The organism is Anaerococcus porci, assembly GCF_009696575.1.
GTDB lineage: Bacteria > Bacillota > Clostridia > Tissierellales > Peptoniphilaceae > Anaerococcus > Anaerococcus porci.
Window position 1 is genome coordinate 119,344 of record NZ_VULQ01000004.1, and the last position, 17,889, is coordinate 137,232.

At 30.8% G+C, this 17,889-nt stretch carries 14 protein-coding genes; 12 read left to right on the plus strand and 2 right to left on the minus strand.

The features are described from left to right. Window positions 1-429: 429 nt before the first annotated feature. Window positions 430-1,611: an NAD(P)/FAD-dependent oxidoreductase gene (locus tag FYJ26_RS04725; RefSeq protein ID WP_154540148.1), complete on the minus strand. Its 1,182-nt coding sequence runs from the start codon at window positions 1,609-1,611 to the stop codon at window positions 430-432. Window positions 1,612-1,781: 170 nt separating this feature from the next. Between FYJ26_RS04725 and FYJ26_RS04730 the strand changes: the two genes are divergently transcribed. From FYJ26_RS04730 to FYJ26_RS04765, 8 genes are all read left to right on the plus strand, one after another. Then, window positions 1,782-2,252: a glutathione peroxidase gene (locus tag FYJ26_RS04730; RefSeq protein ID WP_154540150.1), complete on the plus strand. Its 471-nt coding sequence runs from the start codon at window positions 1,782-1,784 to the stop codon at window positions 2,250-2,252. After that, complete coding sequence (locus FYJ26_RS04735; RefSeq protein WP_154540152.1) at window positions 2,252-2,743, plus strand: AMMECR1 domain-containing protein; 492 nt, start codon at window positions 2,252-2,254, stop codon at window positions 2,741-2,743. The genes FYJ26_RS04730 and FYJ26_RS04735 overlap by 1 nt, the downstream gene beginning before the upstream one ends. A 265-nt stretch (window positions 2,744-3,008) precedes the next feature. Then, window positions 3,009-3,242: a FeoA family protein gene (locus FYJ26_RS04740; protein WP_154540154.1), complete on the plus strand. Its 234-nt coding sequence runs from the start codon at window positions 3,009-3,011 to the stop codon at window positions 3,240-3,242. Next, complete coding sequence (gene feoB, locus FYJ26_RS04745) at window positions 3,239-5,317, plus strand: ferrous iron transport protein B (RefSeq protein ID WP_154540156.1); 2,079 nt, start codon at window positions 3,239-3,241, stop codon at window positions 5,315-5,317. The genes FYJ26_RS04740 and feoB overlap by 4 nt, the downstream gene beginning before the upstream one ends. Window positions 5,318-5,405: 88 nt before the next feature. Then, the gene (locus FYJ26_RS04750) at window positions 5,406-5,819 is read left to right on the plus strand and encodes an EamA family transporter (protein WP_154540158.1); all 414 of its coding nucleotides are present in this window, start codon (window positions 5,406-5,408) and stop codon (window positions 5,817-5,819) included. A 382-nt stretch (window positions 5,820-6,201) separates the two neighbouring features. Beyond that, window positions 6,202-9,312: an isoleucine--tRNA ligase gene (gene ileS / locus FYJ26_RS04755; RefSeq protein WP_154540160.1), complete on the plus strand. Its 3,111-nt coding sequence runs from the start codon at window positions 6,202-6,204 to the stop codon at window positions 9,310-9,312. A 51-nt stretch (window positions 9,313-9,363) separates the two neighbouring features. Next, complete coding sequence (locus FYJ26_RS04760; RefSeq protein ID WP_154540162.1) at window positions 9,364-9,822, plus strand: NUDIX domain-containing protein; 459 nt, start codon at window positions 9,364-9,366, stop codon at window positions 9,820-9,822. Window positions 9,823-9,925: 103 nt separating this feature from the next. Then, on the plus strand, window positions 9,926-11,716 hold the full coding sequence (locus FYJ26_RS04765; RefSeq protein WP_154540164.1) for a flavocytochrome c: 1,791 nt from the start codon (window positions 9,926-9,928) through the stop codon (window positions 11,714-11,716). Window positions 11,717-11,754: 38 nt separating this feature from the next. On the opposite strand, the gene FYJ26_RS04770 is transcribed toward FYJ26_RS04765, so the two are convergent. Further along, window positions 11,755-12,771: a LacI family DNA-binding transcriptional regulator gene (locus FYJ26_RS04770; RefSeq protein WP_154540166.1), complete on the minus strand. Its 1,017-nt coding sequence runs from the start codon at window positions 12,769-12,771 to the stop codon at window positions 11,755-11,757. A gap of 322 nt (window positions 12,772-13,093) precedes the next feature. Here FYJ26_RS04770 and FYJ26_RS04775 point away from each other — a divergent pair, with 322 nt between their 5' ends. The 4 genes from FYJ26_RS04775 to FYJ26_RS04790 are packed head-to-tail and all read left to right on the plus strand — an operon-like array spanning window position 13,094 to window position 17,884. Continuing rightward, the gene (locus FYJ26_RS04775; protein WP_154540168.1) at window positions 13,094-14,188 is read left to right on the plus strand and encodes an extracellular solute-binding protein; all 1,095 of its coding nucleotides are present in this window, start codon (window positions 13,094-13,096) and stop codon (window positions 14,186-14,188) included. Between the two features lie 48 nt (window positions 14,189-14,236). Beyond that, window positions 14,237-15,259 carry an ABC transporter ATP-binding protein gene (locus FYJ26_RS04780; RefSeq protein WP_154540170.1) on the plus strand — a complete coding sequence of 341 codons (1,023 nt, stop codon included), beginning with the start codon at window positions 14,237-14,239 and terminating at the stop codon, window positions 15,257-15,259. A 2-nt stretch (window positions 15,260-15,261) separates the two neighbouring features. Next, on the plus strand, window positions 15,262-17,001 hold the full coding sequence (locus FYJ26_RS04785; protein ID WP_154540172.1) for an ABC transporter permease: 1,740 nt from the start codon (window positions 15,262-15,264) through the stop codon (window positions 16,999-17,001). Window positions 17,002-17,020: 19 nt separating this feature from the next. Next, window positions 17,021-17,884: a glycerophosphodiester phosphodiesterase family protein gene (locus FYJ26_RS04790; protein ID WP_154540174.1), complete on the plus strand. Its 864-nt coding sequence runs from the start codon at window positions 17,021-17,023 to the stop codon at window positions 17,882-17,884. Window positions 17,885-17,889: the final 5 nt, after the last annotated feature.

A 17,889-nucleotide genomic window follows, 5' to 3' on the forward strand; every position in this document is an offset into this window, starting at 1 on the left:
ATCAATTTAAGCTTTGACATGATGTGTACCGATAAAACTGGACATAATATTTAATTAATTAGGTGTAGTGGATTTAATACCAATAGTTAATATTTGATTGATTGATTTTTGCGTTTAAGATAGTGTTTTTTCACCATATTTATAAGTTAAATATTCTCTAGTTCATTAATCTATTAAAAGATTTTTAGAGTTTTTTGTAAGTTTTGTATTATTTCTGCTTGCTACTCTCCGATTACAATTTTAGATACTTTGTTTAATATTATTCTAGCATTTTTCTTGGCATAGAAATTCCTCCTGATTAGTTTTTTCCCTAATCAGGAGGTTTTCGCACATAAAATTTTACAAATATTTATTTTTGGGGTCAGATTAAATACTTATCTTTTTTATTTTAGGACTTTGACTCTTTTGCATTATAGATTTCTTAAATTATTATAGACCAAAAATCTCCTTACCGAGTTTGGTTTCTTTTGGGTCTAGCTTGTCAAAGACTATTTTTTTGACATCCATCTGATATTTGGTGTCTTTCCACAAAATTGCACCCACAAAGTCACCATCTTTTTTAAATAACTTGTAGATATTTTCTCCATTTTCTTTTTTAATCTCTTCTATTCCTTCACCCTTATTAAAGCCTGCTGAAAATACTTTAATATTTCCTATCATAAGTTGAGAAAATGGCTTTGGAGTTTCATATGTTTTGCTATCGCCTGCCATATTAGCTCCTGCTATTTGTCCCATCTCCATAGAAGCAGTCCAAAGACCAATTGTTGTATCCGCTAATTGAACACAATCTCCTGCTGCATATACATTCTCATTACTTGTTTTAAGAGTTGCATCTACCTTTATCCCACGTTCAACTTCAAGGTCGCTTTCTTTTGCAAGATCAAGATTATTTCTAACGCCTGCTTGTATTATTACAGTATTTGCTTTTATTTCTTCTCCATCATCAAGTTTAATTCCACAAAGTTTTCCATTATCTTCTAAGATTTCAATAGTATTTTTACCTGTTTTTGTAGCGATTCCAGCCTTATTAAGTTCTGCTTCGAGTTTTTCGGATAATTCATTATCAAGCTGCTTTGCAAGTATATGGTCAAAGCTTTCTACTACAAGAACCTCACATTCTGCCTTTTTGATAGAGTAAGCTGCTTCAAGACCTAAAAGTCCACCACCTATAACTACGACTCTTTTATTTTTCTCTATATGGTTTCTAAATTTATTAAGATCTTCTATACTTCTTATTGCAAACACTCCATTTATGTCGACATTTTTAATGGCTGGAATAAAGGGATGGCTTCCAGTAGCAATAAGAGCCTTGCCATATCCTAATTCTTTTCCATCTTCAAGTATGGCCTTCTTATTTTCAAGATCAAGTTTTTCTACCCTTGTATTAAATATTTCTTTTATATGATTTTTATCATACCAATCACATTTTTTAACATATATATCTTCTTCATTAAAATCTTTACAGATAAGTTCAGATAATCTGGTTCTCCAATAAGTATGTTGACTTGCCTCAGAGATTATTACAATTGAGGTTTCATTATCTTTTTTTCTAATTGCCTCAGCTGCTTTTAGTCCCGCTATACCATTTCCTACAATCAAATAATCGTACATAAAATCTCCTTTATAATTACAATAAAATCTTTTGTTATTATTTTACCCAAAATCTTTCTATATATAATTTTATCAGAAATTGGGTAAATAATAAAACAAGGATATTTTAAAGTTCTCTAAGAATTTCAAAAATATACAATTAATTATAAAGATTTAAAATAGGAGGATTTATGATTTACGATATAACAGTTAAAGATAACAAGGGAAAAGACGTAAAACTTGAAAAATACAAGGGAAAGGTTCTTTTAATAGTAAATACTGCTACAAAATGTGGCTTCACTCCACAATATCAAGGGCTTGAAGATCTTTATGAAGAATATAAGGAACAAGGCTTTGAAATTCTAGATTTCCCATGTAACCAATTTGGCCACCAAGCACCAGAAGATGATGAGGGAATTGATAATTTTTGTAGCTTAAACTTCGGTACAAGCTTTGATAGATTTCAAAAAATTGATGTAAATGGAGAAAATGAATCTCCACTTTATACTTTTCTTAAAAAAGAAGAAGGTGGAATTTTATCTGATAAGATTAAGTGGAATTTTACTAAATTCTTGGTAGACAGGAATGGAAATGTTGTAGATAGGTTTTCTCCAAATACTAAGCCCGAAAAATTAAAAAAAGATATAGAAAGTTTATTGTAATGGATGATTATGTAAAACTTAGTCTTAATGCGATTAAAAATTATCTAGAAAATAAGACCTATTTAAGAGAATTTAATGATTATTTTAAAAATATGTCTAATGGAATTGTAGTTAAAATTGAAAATGGGGGAAGGTTAAAGGGGATATCTGGCTCTATTTTTCCTAGCAAAGAAAATATGGGACTTGATATAGTATACGAATCTATAAATGCAGGTTTTTTTGACCTAAGTTTTAATCCAATAACAAAAAACAATATTAAAAATCTTGATATTACTATATATGAGTTCTATGATGTTGAAAAATTACCCTTTATAGAAGACTTTAATGATTATGATGGGGTAATGATAAATTTCATGGATAAAAATCATTATGTTTTTAGAAAAGATTTTGATTCTGACTTAGATATGCTAAAGGAAGCTATTAAGAAGGCCAATGTAGATAGCTGGGACAATTTTTCTATAGATAAGTTTAAGGTAAATATCCACAAGTAAATATTAAATATTAAGGAACTGTTGTAAAATTATGAATTTCTAACTTTTTATCATTACAAGTTACCAATAGACAATTTGAGGATATCCTAGGCTTATGGAGGCTAATTGTCGTGGAGGAGCTTTTAATAACTTTGAAATTATTAATTCATTTACAATAGTTCTTTTCTTATCTAAAGATATTGATTATTATTATCCTTTAATTTATAATTATATTGACTAAATACTTAAAAAATAATTTAAATTTAAAATACTAAAAGGAGTCAATATGAACTTAAATCAATTAGAACCTGGAGAAAGTGCAAGAATTCTAGGCTTTTCAGATGATTTTTCTATGAAAAGAAGGTTACAAGATTTGGGATTTGTTAGGGGAATTGATATAAAATGTCTTTTTAAGTCTCCTATGAAAGACCCAAAGGCCTATCTTATTATGAAAACAATTATAGCTATTAGAAATAAAGATGCTAGGGGAGTTTTAATAAAAAAAGAGGATAAGCTATGAAAAAAACAATAGCTCTTGCTGGAAATCCTAACGTTGGAAAGTCGACAGTTTTTAATGCCCTAACAGGACTTAAACAACATACGGGGAATTGGCCTGGCAAAACTGTTGAGTGTGCTAAGGGGAGGGTTAAGTTTAAGGATAAGGACATTCAATTGGTTGATTTACCAGGTTGCTACTCTCTTTTGGCTCACTCGGAGGAAGAAGAGATTGCAAGGGATTTTATCTGCTTTGAAAATCCAGATGCAGTTGTAGTTGTATGCGATGGTACTGTTTTGGAAAGAAATTTGAATTTACTTCTTCAAATAATAGAAACTGGAAAAAAGGTTATTTTATGTGTAAATCTTTTAGATGAAGCTAAGAAGAAAAATATAGAAGTAAACTTAGAGTCCCTATCAAAAATGCTATCCATACCTGTAATAGGAACAGCAGCAAGAAGTGGGAAAGGTCTTTCCAATATAGAAAAAGCCTTAGATAGTCTTGAATCTAATCCTTATAATCCAATACAAATTACCTATCCTAGACTTATGGAAGATGAGATAAAAAAGATAGCTAAAGTATTGGATAAGTATTATAAGGATAAGATTAATAGCAGATGGTATGCTATAAGGCTACTTGAAGATAATCCTTCCATACTTTCATCTAGCAAGAAGTATTTTGGAGAAAATCCTTTAGATAAAAAAGAAATTAAAGAACAATTATATGAATCAAGAAAAAAACTAGAAGCAAATGATATCGATAAAAAAAGAATTGAAGATATTATTTCTATAAGTTTTGTAGCTAAAAGTCAGTATATATGTTCGAAGGCTGTACTTTATAAAAATCCTAATTATGAAAAAAGAGATAGGATTTTAGATAGGATATTTACAAGTAAGTATACGGGAATGTTAATAATGTTTTTACTCCTTTTGGGAGTATTTTGGATTACTATTGTAGGATCAAATGTACCAAGTGATATGCTAAATGAGCTATTGTTTGGTTTTGAAGATAAAATTTTAGATTTTGTGAAGGCGATAGGAGTATCTGAAGCTATCTACTCACCTTTAATATTTGGTATATATAGGGTTGTTGCATGGGTTATATCAGTAATGTTACCACCTATGGCAATATTTTTCCCATTATTTACTCTTTTAGAAGACTTTGGCTACCTTCCAAGAGTTGCCTTTAATTTGGATAAGTCTTTTCAAAAATGTAATGCCTGTGGTAAACAAGCTCTTACAATGTGTATGGGCTTTGGATGTAATGCTGCGGGGGTTACCGGATGTAAGATAATAGATTCACCAAGAGAAAGGTTAATAGCTATTATTACAAATAACTTTGTACCATGTAATGGTAGATTCCCTACTATTATATCAACTATATCAATGTTTCTTGTAATTGGAGTAGGAAATAAGTTTACAAGAAGCTTTTTATCGGCTGCGATTCTTGCCTTTGTTATTACTTTGGGAGTGTTTATGACCTTTGTGTCATCTAAACTTTTATCTAAAACTGTCTTAAAGGGAGTTCCCTCATCCTTTACCCTTGAACTTCCACCATATAGGATGCCACAAATAGGAACTGTAATAGTAAGATCAATCTTTGATAGGACGCTTTTTGTCTTGGGAAGAGCTATAATTATTGCAGCACCTGCAGGAATAATAATTTGGGTTTTTGCAAATATTTCCATATTTGGAGATAGTATTTTAAATCATTTTGTAGGATTTTTAAATCCTTTGGGATTTTTGATGGGACTTGATGGAGTTATCCTTGCAGCCTTTATTCTAGGATTTCCTGCAAATGAAATAGTTGTACCAATTATGATAATGACCTATATGGCAAAGGGGGCTCTTCTTGACATATCAGATCCTGAGATACTAAGGGGACTATTAATTGATAATGGATGGACTCTTATTACTGCTATTAATATGATTATTTTTTGTCTTATGCACTGGCCATGTGGCACAACAGTTTTGACAATTTACAAAGAAACAAAATCAATTAAATGGACAGTCCTATCTTTTATTTTGCCAACAGTATTTGGGATTTTAATCTGTATAGGATTTACGAGCTTAGCAAGAATTCTTGTGTTTTTATTTTAGTTTTAGAAGCTCCACTTTTAGTGGGCTTCTTTTTGGACTTTAATCAATATAAACTTTATAATTGATATATAAGTAGAAAGGGGATAATATGTATATAATTTTAGCTATAATGTCGGCAGTTTTTGCAGCTCTTACATCAATTCTTGCAAAAATTGGTATAGATGGAGTAAATTCAAACCTTGCAACTGCCATTAGGACTTTTGTAGTCTTATTAATGAGTTGGGGTATGGTTTTTATAACAAATTCATTTTCAGGAATACACAATATAGGAAGAAAATCTTGGATATTTTTAATACTTTCAGGTCTTGCAACAGGAGCAAGTTGGCTTTGCTATTATGCAGCGCTAAAATATGGGGATGCATCAAAAGTTGTTCCTATAGATAAGATGAGTGTGGTTTTGACCTTAATCCTTGCCTTCGTATTTTTGGGAGAGGACTTTACTATAAAATCTCTTATAGGGTGTATACTTATAGGTGCAGGAACTTTGATTATGGTTATATAGATTTATATTATTATAAGTCATAGAAATATCCAATTAAAAAGGCAAATAAAATTTTTGGTTTAAATACTAATAAATTTTACAATAAATTCTAAATATAGAAAAAATATAAGCTTAAAGATTCGTTTGACAAAATCTCTAAAATCTAGTAAATTAATCAATAGATAATAAGGCTATTAAAAGAAGAGTAGTAGAATAGGATAACTTACAGAGAAGACCAGCAAGGTGAGAGTGGTCAGTTTAGTTTTCTATGAAGATCATCTTTTATGCCTAATAGATGAAAAAAGTAGTTTATTACGTAAGATAGGCGTTAGCTTCATGCTCAATTTTTGGGTGGACCGTCCCTTTTGGGGGCGTTTTTTTATTATTTTATAGAAGGAGTAATATGACAAGTTTTAAATCACTAGATACAAAAAATATAAAACAAAGAGAACTAGATTTATCTAAGTATTGGTCTGATATAGACTTATTAGATAAGACTTTTACAACAAGAGAAGATGCTGATGAATATATAATATATGATGGACCTCCAACAGCCAATGGCAAGCCAGGTATCCATCATGTTATAGCTAGGACCTTGAAGGATATGACTTCAAGATATAAAAACATGCAAGGCTATAAGGTACTTAAAAAAGCAGGATGGGATACACATGGACTTCCTGTAGAAATAGAAGTGGAAAAAGAATTGGGCTTTACAGAAAAAGATCAAATAGAAGAATATGGGGTTGAGAAATTTAATCAAAAATGTAAGGACTCCGTATTTAAATATTCTGATATGTGGAGAGATATGTCAGATAGGATGGCTTTCTTATATGACATGGATAACCCATATATAACTTTAGACAATGACTATATAGAAACTGAATGGTGGCTATTAAATCAAGCTTTCAAAAAAGGACTTATCTATGAGGGGGCTAAGGTTATGCCATACTGTCCAAGATGTGGTACTGGTCTTGCAAGTCACGAAGTTGCCCAAGGCTACCAAATGGATAAGGCAATAACACTTATCTGTAAGTTTAAGAGAAAAGATAGGGAGAATGAATATTTCCTAGCATGGACAACAACACCATGGACACTTCCATCAAATGTTGCCCTCACTGTTCATCCAGAACTTGACTATGTAAAAGTAGATGATAAGACAGATGGTGCTTACTATTATCTTGCAAAATCTCTAGTTGAAAAAGTTATGGGAGATCATGAGTATGAAATAGTAGAACATATGAAAGGAAAGGATTTAGAATATGTAGAATATGAACAATTACTTCCATATGTAAAGGTTGAAGGTAAGGCATTTTACTTAACTTGTGCTAACTATGTATCAGCAGAAGATGGTACAGGAATAGTTCATACAGCACCAGCCTTTGGTGAAGATGACTACCAATTAGGCAGAAAGTATAAGCTACCATTTGTCCAACCAGTAGATCTTGAGGGATGTTTTACTGAAACTCCTTGGAAAGGAAGATTTATCTTCGATACAAATGAAGAAATATTTTTACACCTTAGAGATGAAGGAAAAGTATTCAAAAAACAAATAATTGAACACAACTACCCTCACTGCTGGAGATGTAAAACACCACTTGTTTATTATGCTAAGCCATCTTGGTATATAGAAATGAGTAAACTTTCTGAAAAAATGGTAGAAAATAATAATGGTGTAAATTGGTTTCCACAAACTATAGGTGATAAGAGATTTGGAAACTGGTTAGAAAATGTAAAAGACTGGGCAATTTCAAGGTCAAGATATTGGGGAACTCCACTTAACCTTTGGAGATGCGATGATTGTAGTCACATAGAATCAATAGGTTCAAGAAAAGAATTAGTTGAGAAGGCAAATGAAAATATAAGTGAGGATATAGAACTTCACAGACCATATGTTGATGATGTAACTCTTACTTGTCCTAAATGTGGAAAAACAATGCACAGGGTTCCAGACGTTATAGATGTTTGGTTTGACTCTGGAGCCATGCCATTTGCTCAAGTACACTTTCCATTTGAAAACAAGGATAACTTTGATGAACTTTATCCTGCAGACTTTATTTGTGAAGGAATAGATCAAACAAGGGGTTGGTTCTACTCACTTATGGCTATATCAACAATCATAACAGGAAAGGCACCTTATAAAAATGTACTTGTTAATGACCTTGTAGTTGATAAAAATGGTCAAAAGATGTCAAAATCAAAGGGAAATACCTTAAATCCATTTGAACTTTTCGATAAGTATGGGGCAGATGCAGTAAGATTTTATTCTTTATATGTATCACCTGCTTGGGTACCTACTAAATTTGACGAAAAAGGTCTTATAGAGGTTAAAAACAACTTCTTTAGGACGATAGAAAATGTATATAACTTCTTTGTTTTATATGCCAATACTGACCATATAGATCTTGATGATATAAAGTCATTTGAAAATGTAAAACTTGAAGAGATAGATAAATGGCTATACTCAAGGCTTAATTCCCTTCTTAAAAACTACTATAAGTCAATGGATGAGTTTGACTACAATAAGGTAGTACACTTAGTAAATGACTTTGTTGTAGAAGACTTATCAAATTGGTATATAAGAAGAAACAGAAAGAGATTTTGGAACCAAGATTTAACAGAATCTAAAAAGGCTGTATACAAAACTTGCTATGACGCTCTAATTCTTATAGCTAAAATGACAGCACCTATAGCTCCATTTATAGCTGAAGAAATTTTCAGGAACTTAACAGAAAAGATGTCAGTACACGTTGAAATACTTGATAAGGTCAATGAGTCACTTATAGATGAAAAACTTGAAGAGAAAATGGACCTTGTAAGAAAGATAGTTACTCTAGGTCGTGCCTCAAGAGAAAAAGAGAGCATAAAAGTACGTCAACCACTTGAAAAAATAGTGGTAGATGGATCATATGAAGAAGTAATATCTAATTTAACAGGGCTAATCAAAGAAGAACTTAATATTAAGAAAGTAGAATTTGCCAAAGATTTATCAGAATTTATGGACTTTTACCTAAAGCCAAACTTTAGAAAAGTAGGAAAAATATTTGGTAAAAATGTAGGAGCTTTTGGGAAATACCTTCAAGATGTTGATGCCAAAGATTTTGTAAGGAAAGTTGAAGAAAACCCACAAGAAGTTGAGATAAATGGAGAAAAATATATTGTAGACAAAGAATACCTCGACGTAAGAATCCAAGCAAAGGAGGGATTCGATGTTGAGATGGATGGAAATGTCTTTGTAGTACTTGATACAGAAATTACAGAAAATCTTAAAAAAGAAGGATATGCAAGAGAATTTGTATCTAAAATCCAAAACTTAAGAAAAGATAGTGGCTATGAAGTTACAGATAGGATAGAAATATTCTTTGAGACGGATGAAGACTTAACAAAAGCTCTTAAAGAATATGAAAAAGAAATCAAAAAAGAAACTTTAGCTGATTCAATGCAAGCTAAAGAATTATCAAGCGAAGAATTTGAGTTAAATGATAAAAAGGCAAAGATTGAACTTGAAAGAAAATAATAGATTGGGGGAGCAAGGATTCTTGCTTCCTTTTTATTTTAAGGAGATAATATGAAAATTAGACTCATGAATATGGTGAAAATTTATGATAAAAATACCAAGAAGGTCCTAGTCCTTGATAAAAAGAAAAAGGAAGGCCGGGAAGGTCTTACCTTTCCTGGTGGAAAGGTAGAAAAAAGAGAAAGTTTTGAGGACTCTGTTATAAGAGAGGCCAAAGAGGAGACAAATTTAGATATTAAAAATCCAGAACTTGTTGGAATAATTACTTGGGCTTATACAAATAAAGATGGGGAATTTCAAAAAGATGTGGGACTATTATACGAAACACCTGATTTTTCAGGGAATCTAGTAAAAGAAAATAGGGAGGGACTACTTTCTTGGATAGACTATGAAGACTTTAAGAAGATGGATAATATGAGCGATTCCATGCCTGAGATATTAAAAATTTATGACAGAAAGATAAGAGAGGTCTATTGGGATGTAGACAAAGAAGATATATTGTACTACTAGACTATATTAACAATTATTTTAGAAATATTTTTAAATTTCCAAATATATTTTGTGAAAAAAATTGCAAATATGTTATACTTGTCTTATAAAACAAGGAGGGAATATGAAGATTAAAAATATAGGTAAATCACTTTTACTTGCACTTTCACTTTCTTTACTTGCATCATCATGTTCAAATGATACTGCTGTTAAAGAAAAAGAAGGCTCTGCTACAACTTCAACTAGCGAAGGAGTATTTGAAGCAAGTGAAAAAGGATATGGTGGAGATGTTACAGCAAAGGTTAAAATTACAGATGGAGTAATAGAATCTGTTGATTTTAATGCGGATAAAGAAACAGACACTATTGGTCAAAAAGCAATAGAAAGTTTATCAAAAGAGATAGTAGATCGCCAATCAACTCAAATTGAAACAGTATCTGGTGCTACAATATCATCAACAGCTTTTTTAAAGGCGGTAAACGAAGCCCTTAAAAAGGGAGGGATTAATCCAGAAGATTTAAAGGCAAAAGAAGCCAAAAAAGAAAAAATAGATCTTAACCAAAAGGCGGATATAGTTGTAATAGGTGCTGGTGGAGCAGGGCTTACTTCAGCAATCTCAGCTGCCCAAGAGGGAAAATCTGTCATAGTTGTAGAAAAGGCGGCAAATGCTGGTGGAAATACAAATAGGGCGACAGGCGGAATGAATGCATCTGAGACAAAATTTCAAAAAGAAGCAGGTATCAATGATTCAAACGAAGATTTCTTTGAAGATACAATGAAGGGTGGACATAACATCAATAATCCTGACCTTGTTAGAGTATTAGTTGATAACTCTTCAGATTCAATTAATTGGTTAGATGAGCTTGGAGCAAGATTATCTGATGTAGGAGTTGCAGGCGGAGCCAAAAATCCACGTCAACATAGACCAGTAGATGAAAATGGCAAGATACTTTCAGTTGGACCATACATAGTAGAAAAATTACTAAAAAAATGTGAAGAACTTAATGTACCAGTAATTTATAACGCAAGAGTAGAAAAAATAAAGCAAGAAGATGGTAAAATTGCAGGTGTAACTGCAAGCACTGACCAAGAAGAACTAAATGTAGATTCAAAAGCGGTTATAGTTGCAAGTGGTGGTTTTGGTGGTTCAAACGATATGGTTAAAAAATATAGGCCAGACTTAGATGGTTATGTATCAACAAATGCTCCAACAATTGAAGGAGATGCTATAAAGTTTTTAGAAAAACTAAATGCAGGATTTGTAGACATGGATCAAATCCAAACTCACCCAACAGTAGTTCAAAAAGATGGCTCTTTAATCTCAGAATCCCTAAGAGGAGATGGTGCTATTCTTCTAAACAAAGAAGGGACTAGATTTACTGATGAGATGGGAACAAGAGATGCTGTATCAAGTGCTATAAATGAGCAAACTGACAAAACTGCGTGGCTTGTAGTAGACCAAAAAATGTACGATGAATCAAATGTAATAAAAGGCTATGCTGATAGAAATTTACTTACAAAAGTTGAAGATGTGAAAGCTTTAGCTGACTTTATTGGAACTGATGAAAAAAATGTAAAAGAAAGTCTTGAAAAATGGTCAAATTCTGTGGATAATAAGGAAGATGGAGAATTTAATAGAAAAAACCTAGATAAAATAAAATCAAACCTTAAAGAAGGCCCATACTATGTAGGACCAATAGGACCTGGAATCCACCACACAATGGGAGGAGTAATGATAGACACAAAGGCCCAAGTTCTAGATAAAGACAATCAAGTTATAGAAGGTCTATACGCTGCAGGAGAAGTGACAGGAGGAGTACACGGAGGAAATAGACTCGGTGGAAACGCAGTATCAGATATTATAACATTTGGAAGAATAGCAGGAAAAGAAGCGGCAGGATTTGTTGGAAAGTAAAAAAGAAGGCGGACTATGATTTTATATCATGTCCGTCTTTATTTTTGGCTTGATTTTCGTATTATAAGTTTAGTAGGGACAGAAATTTCAATTGGAAAATCTCTGCCATTGTTTCTTGACTCTATTAATAAGAATATAGATTCTGCCATAGATTTTATATTTAAATCAAGACTTGTTAATGAGATTGAAGAGTATGTAGCAAGATTTGAATTATCAAATGATATAATCTTTACATCATCTGGAACTTTTATATTATAATCAACCAATGCCTTTACTACACCCATAGCTAAAAAGTCGTTAGCAACAATATAAGCCTTTGCTAAATTGCTAGTTTTAATTTGATTTTCCATCATTTCATAACCACTAGCCATAACATATTCACCATTCATAACATATCTCTTATCAAATAAATCAGCCTCTTGAGCCTTTGATTTAAATAATATTAGTCTTTCATTAGGAATAATCTTTCCATAGCTTTCATTATTTGATGATATTTTTACATCTGCCCCTATAAAGCCTAAACTATCGAGATTAAGTGTAAAAATGTGTTCAAATATCTTATTCATACCATCTTGAAAATTAGGTCTTATAGAGTCATATTCAACAGGTGGTGGCGATGAACCTATAAAAATAACCTTATTAGTATAGTCCAATATATCTTTTATTTGCTTGTTATTAATATGCCCCATTACTAAAAAATAGTCGAATGAATTTTTAATTTTACTAATATCTACAAAATTTAAATGACAATATTCTACAAAATATCCTCTCTTAGTACAGGATGATTGAACTTCATTCCATAGTTCAATAAAATATGGATTTGAAAACTGGTTTTTATTTGAGACACCAGTAATGAGAGCAACTTTTTTATTTGAATTCTTAATTATATTACTATCTTTTTTGTTTTTTACCTTGTAGTTATTTTCTTTAGCTATTTTAAAAATTAAATCTCTAGTTTCATTCTTTACCTTAAATTTATCATCATTAGATAAAACTCTTGAAACTGTAGCTATTGAAACATTAGCCAACTTAGCTATATCTTTTAACCTAGCCATAATTACCTACTTTCATACTAATAATAGTATTTTACCATTAATTAAGAAATAATAATAGTAATATATTTTTACTAAAAATCTAACTATTAACTTTTAATAAAGTATTAGATTAAATAATGATATTATAGAGATATTCATATAGGACATATAAAAAGAACTATTTACCGTAATAAGAAAACGATTGACACAGATAAAATAATTTAGTAAAATTAAGACGAAATATAATAAATTTACTAAAAATATACTAGCATTTTACTTGAACTTAATAAAATAGTTCTACACTAGAATAGAAAATTAGTAAAAACAAAAAAAGGAGAAGAAAATGAAACTAAAAAAAATTGTTGGCATGGGAATTTTAGTCCTATCACTTGTATTTGTTGGATGTTCATCAAATAATGATACAGCAAATAAAGCTAGTAATACCAAAAATGAAGATAGTCAAAATTTGAAAAATGTTGGCAAAGATACAATAATTGTATATTCAAATGCAGTAAGTGATGGTCGAGGAGATTATTTTAAAGAAAAAGCAAAAGAAGCAGGATTTGATGTTGAAATGGTAGATTTGGGAGGAACAGATCTAGTCAATCGTTTGTTAGCAGAAAAAAATGCGCCAGTAGCAGATATTGTGTTTGGTCTTAACGAGATGAATTTTAAAAAATTAGCTAAGGAAGATATGTTTGAACCATATAAACCGAATTGGTTAGATCAAGTTATGGACGGCATAAATATTAATGAGGAAGGCCTATATTCACCAATGGATATGGCAAGGGTATTTCCAATTTATAATAAAGAGTTTGTAAAAGAAGAGGATATACCTAATGATTGGTCAGATTTTTACAATAATGAAAAATATAAGGGCCTTTATAAGGTTCAAAATGGACTTGGTGGTGCTACAGATACTGCAGCCATGTATATTCATTTAATAAATTATAAGGATGAGTCTAAAGATATGGGTGTCAAAGAAGAAGCTTGGGATAAGCTATCAAAATGGTTTAAGAATGGATATCAAACACCTGAAGGTGAAGATTGGATTCAAAATTTTGTAGATGGAAAAGTTCCCTATGCTTATACATATATGGCAAAGCCAAGTGAAATAGAAAAAGAATATGGAGTAAAAATAGGAATCATTAACCCTAAGTCTGGTGTTATTCAAACTGTTGAACAAATAGGAATAATAAAAGATGGAGAAGATAATAAAAAAGAGAAGGAATTTGTAGATTGGATAGGTTCAACAGATGTTATGGCTGGATTTGCAGAAGGATATAATCAAATGCCGGTAAATAAGAAAGCTCAAGAAAGTGCTCCAGAAGGACTCAAAAGAGTTATGGAAGAAACTACACCAGCTGAAATAGATTTTGATTTTGTTGGTAAATATATAGACCAATGGGTTGAGTATGTAGAGTTAAATATACTATAGTTATCAATAATATCTAAAATAAGAGCTTATCTACAAGTAGGAGGATTTATGATTAATGTAGAAAATGTCCAAATTAAATATGGAGATTTTATAGCTATGGATGAAATAAACTTTGAAGTAAAAGAAGGTGAATTTTTCACCTTCTTGGGTCCTTCTGGTTCAGGTAAATCTACTATGCTAAGGGCGATAGCGGGATTCTTAAAGCCATCTAAAGGAGATATAAAAATTCATGATAAAGTTATAAATGATTTAGAAATTGAGGATAGAGGAATAGGAATGGTATTTCAATCATATGCACTTTTTCCATCTATGAGTGTATATGATAATATTGCTTTTGGCCTAAAAGTCGAAAAAAAAGATAAAGAATTTATTGATAAAAGGGTTAGAGAACTTGCAAAAGTTGTAGATTTAACAGATGATCAATTAGAAAAAAATATATCTGATTTATCAGGTGGTCAACAACAAAGAGTTGCTATAACTCGTGCTATGGCAAAAAAACCAGAAATTTTGGCTATGGATGAGCCTTTAAGTAATCTTGATGCAAAACTTAGAAAATCGTTAAGGGGAGAGCTAAAAAAGATTCAAAGAGAATTAAATGTAACAACTCTATACGTAACCCATGATCAGGAAGAAGCCTTAACTTTATCAAATAGGATAGCGGTATTTTCAAATGGACATTTAGAACAAGTTGGAACACCAAAAGAAATATATGAGAATCCGCTTACAGAATTTGTATGTACTTTTATAGGAGATAGTAATAAGCTTAGTAAATCATTAGTTTCAAAAATTGCACCTAATAAAAATATAAGTGAATATGATAGCTTTTATATAAGACCAGAACATATAAGTACTAGTGTTAATGATGGTATCCTTAATGAAAATGAAATGATATTTGAATTTGAAAGTGAAGATTATTATGGAACTCATTATATTTATCATTTAATAGATAAAGAGAGCAAGATAAAAATTTCTACAAAAGAATATAGGTCAGAAAATAATCGATTTAAAAAGGGAGAAGAAGTAAAAGTTAGGTTTGATATAGAAAAAATTCATTTGTTTAAGGGGTGTTAGATATGGAGTTAAATAAAAATAAGTCTAATAGAAAAATATTTAATCTAATTGTTCTTATAGGGGTCGTAACAATACTTTATTTCTTGATTTCCTTTGTACTTCTTCCAAATATAGCAGTTTTAAAAACTTCTTTTGTAAAGGATGGAAAATTAACTTTTACAGCAATTAATAAAATATTTAAGTCTACAAGGGCATTAGACGCCTTGAAAAATTCATTTTTAATGGCTGTTACTCTACCTATAACAGTATCTATCGTAGGTATAATACAGGTACTGTTGATAGATTATTTTGATATTAAGGGAAGTAAGTTTTTAACTCTAACTTATCTTATACCATTAGTGTTTGGAGGATTGTTAATAAATAATGGATATATTTTTGCGTATGGACCAAATGGTATATTTACAAATTTAGTAGCAAATATTAATCCGGGTATTGATAGGTATTGGTTTTTAGGTTACCGTGCAGCACTTATTGCTATGACTTTCGGTTGTACAACAAATTATATGTTGTTTTTTAGAAATTCACTCTCAGGTATTGATTATCATACTGTGGAAGCTGCTAAAAATCTTGGAGCAAGTCAATGGACAATATTGAGTAAAGTAGTTTTTCCTCAAGTTAGACCAATGATTATTACTTGTGTAGTTCTTTTATTCCAACAAGGTTTAACAGCTTTTGCAGCACCGCTTATATTGGGTGGAAGAGATTATCAGACAATTATGCCTTTGATACTAACGCTTGCAAACAGGCCGGCTTCAAGAGATATAGCAGCAATACTTGCTTTACTTCAAGGAGTATTTCAGATAGGGGTATTATTTGTAGTTCAAAGAATGGAAAAAGGTAAAAACTACATGTCTATATCAAAGACTAAGGCAAATCTTAAAAAACAAAAGATTAAAAAGCCTATGGTCAATGCTTTATTTCATATAGTAGCTTATTTACTTGCCCTTTTAAACCTAATACCTTTTGTTTGTGTATTAGTTTTTTCATTTACAGATTATCAAACAATTGGTAGTGGAAGAATAAGCCTTTCATCATTTACTTTAGAAAATTATAAAACAGTTTTGACTGACCCATCAGCATATGAACCTTTTGTAACATCAGTAGTATATGCCTTACTTGCAGCCCTAGTAGTAGCTATAATTTGCATAGGAGTAGGCAGACTTTCACAAAAAAGAGATAATATTTTTACAAAAATATTGGAGCTTTTAATTTATACACCTTGGATTCTACCAGGTATATTATTTGCTTTAGGTTTAATCATCTTATATGGAACCCCACAATTTTGGGTTGGAAACAATGTCTTAACAGGAACTTTGGTGATTATGCTTATAGCTTATATAGTAGTATTATTACCAAATACTTATAGGTTTGTAAGAGCATCATATTTTGGAGTTAATGAAGAATTAGAAGAAGCAGCTAAAAATTTAGGTGCAAGTAAATTTTATACATTCTTTAAAATAGTACTTCCAGTTATAATGCCAACAGTTTTAGCGATGTTTGCCTTGAATTTCAATGGAAAACTCAGTGAATATGAAATATCTGCTTTTTTATTTCATCCACTAAGGCCAACTTTGGGAATAGTTATAAGGTCTAATGCAGATGCTACAGCAGCTATTGATGCTAAAGCTATAAACTTAGTTTATTCAACTATATTAATAGCAATATCCATGCTTGTAGTTTGGATAGTATATTATGATGGATTAAACACAATTAAAAGCAAATTTATAAAAAAGAAATCTTAATTTAATAAAATGAGGGAATATGAATATATCAAAAGAAATTTATAAAGAAAACAATGAGGTTTTGATAAAAAAAATAAAAGAAAAGGGATTTTTAATTGCAGCTCACAGGGGAGTGTGGGGTGGAAATATAGCACAAAATACTCTAAATTCTACAAATCTTGCTTACAAATTTGGGACGGATATTGTAGAAATAGATGTAGGAAAAAGTCTCGATAATAAATTCTTTGCCTTTCACACCAATAAAGAAAAGACAATTATAGGTGTTTATAAGGATTTTGAAAAGATGAAAAGCGATGAAATTAATAAATATAAAATATTAAATCAATTATTTGAAGAGTCTAATTCAAATGTAGAAGAATTTATAGAAATAATTAGAAATGCTAATAAGGATATTATATTTCAAGTTGATAGAGCGGAAAGATATTTTCCAGAGATTTTGGACTTATTATGTGATGAGCTTAGTACAGATTATTTAAAGAGAATTATGATAAAATGTTCAATCAATGATAGAAACCTAGATATATTTGAAAAATATCAATATAAATTTATGATAATGCCTATACTTAGAAAAGTAGACGAAATTAAGATTTTAGAGAAATATTCAAATATAAATCTTATAGGTATAGAGGTTATAGCAGAAGATAAAGAAAGTGAAACCTTTGGTAGAGAATTCATTGAAAAGCTAAAGGAAAAATTCAATGTTCTTATTCAAATAAATGCTATCAAACTTGACAAAAATACTGACCTTTATGCTGGAATTGATGATGACATTTCTCTAACAAATCATCCGGATAAGGGATGGGGGAAATTATTAGATTGGGGTTGTGATATAATCCAAACTGATTGGGCATTTGCTTTAGACAAGTATAGGGAAAATAGATAAACAAG

Coding starts and splice junctions, on each gene's coding strand:
- FYJ26_RS04760 (WP_154540162.1), top strand. CDS start 9,364: ATGAAAATTAGACTCATGAATATGGTGAAAATTTATGATAAAAATACC.
- feoB (WP_154540156.1), top strand. CDS start 3,239: ATGAAAAAAACAATAGCTCTTGCTGGAAATCCTAACGTTGGAAAGTCG.
- FYJ26_RS04740 (WP_154540154.1), top strand. CDS start 3,009: ATGAACTTAAATCAATTAGAACCTGGAGAAAGTGCAAGAATTCTAGGC.
- FYJ26_RS04770 (WP_154540166.1), bottom strand. CDS start 12,771: ATGGCTAGGTTAAAAGATATAGCTAAGTTGGCTAATGTTTCAATAGCT.
- FYJ26_RS04725 (WP_154540148.1), bottom strand. CDS start 1,611: ATGTACGATTATTTGATTGTAGGAAATGGTATAGCGGGACTAAAAGCA.
- FYJ26_RS04790 (WP_154540174.1), top strand. CDS start 17,021: ATGAATATATCAAAAGAAATTTATAAAGAAAACAATGAGGTTTTGATA.
- FYJ26_RS04765 (WP_154540164.1), top strand. CDS start 9,926: ATGAAGATTAAAAATATAGGTAAATCACTTTTACTTGCACTTTCACTT.
- FYJ26_RS04780 (WP_154540170.1), top strand. CDS start 14,237: ATGATTAATGTAGAAAATGTCCAAATTAAATATGGAGATTTTATAGCT.
- FYJ26_RS04785 (WP_154540172.1), top strand. CDS start 15,262: ATGGAGTTAAATAAAAATAAGTCTAATAGAAAAATATTTAATCTAATT.
- FYJ26_RS04735 (WP_154540152.1), top strand. CDS start 2,252: ATGGATGATTATGTAAAACTTAGTCTTAATGCGATTAAAAATTATCTA.
- FYJ26_RS04730 (WP_154540150.1), top strand. CDS start 1,782: ATGATTTACGATATAACAGTTAAAGATAACAAGGGAAAAGACGTAAAA.
- FYJ26_RS04775 (WP_154540168.1), top strand. CDS start 13,094: ATGAAACTAAAAAAAATTGTTGGCATGGGAATTTTAGTCCTATCACTT.
- FYJ26_RS04750 (WP_154540158.1), top strand. CDS start 5,406: ATGTATATAATTTTAGCTATAATGTCGGCAGTTTTTGCAGCTCTTACA.
- ileS (WP_154540160.1), top strand. CDS start 6,202: ATGACAAGTTTTAAATCACTAGATACAAAAAATATAAAACAAAGAGAA.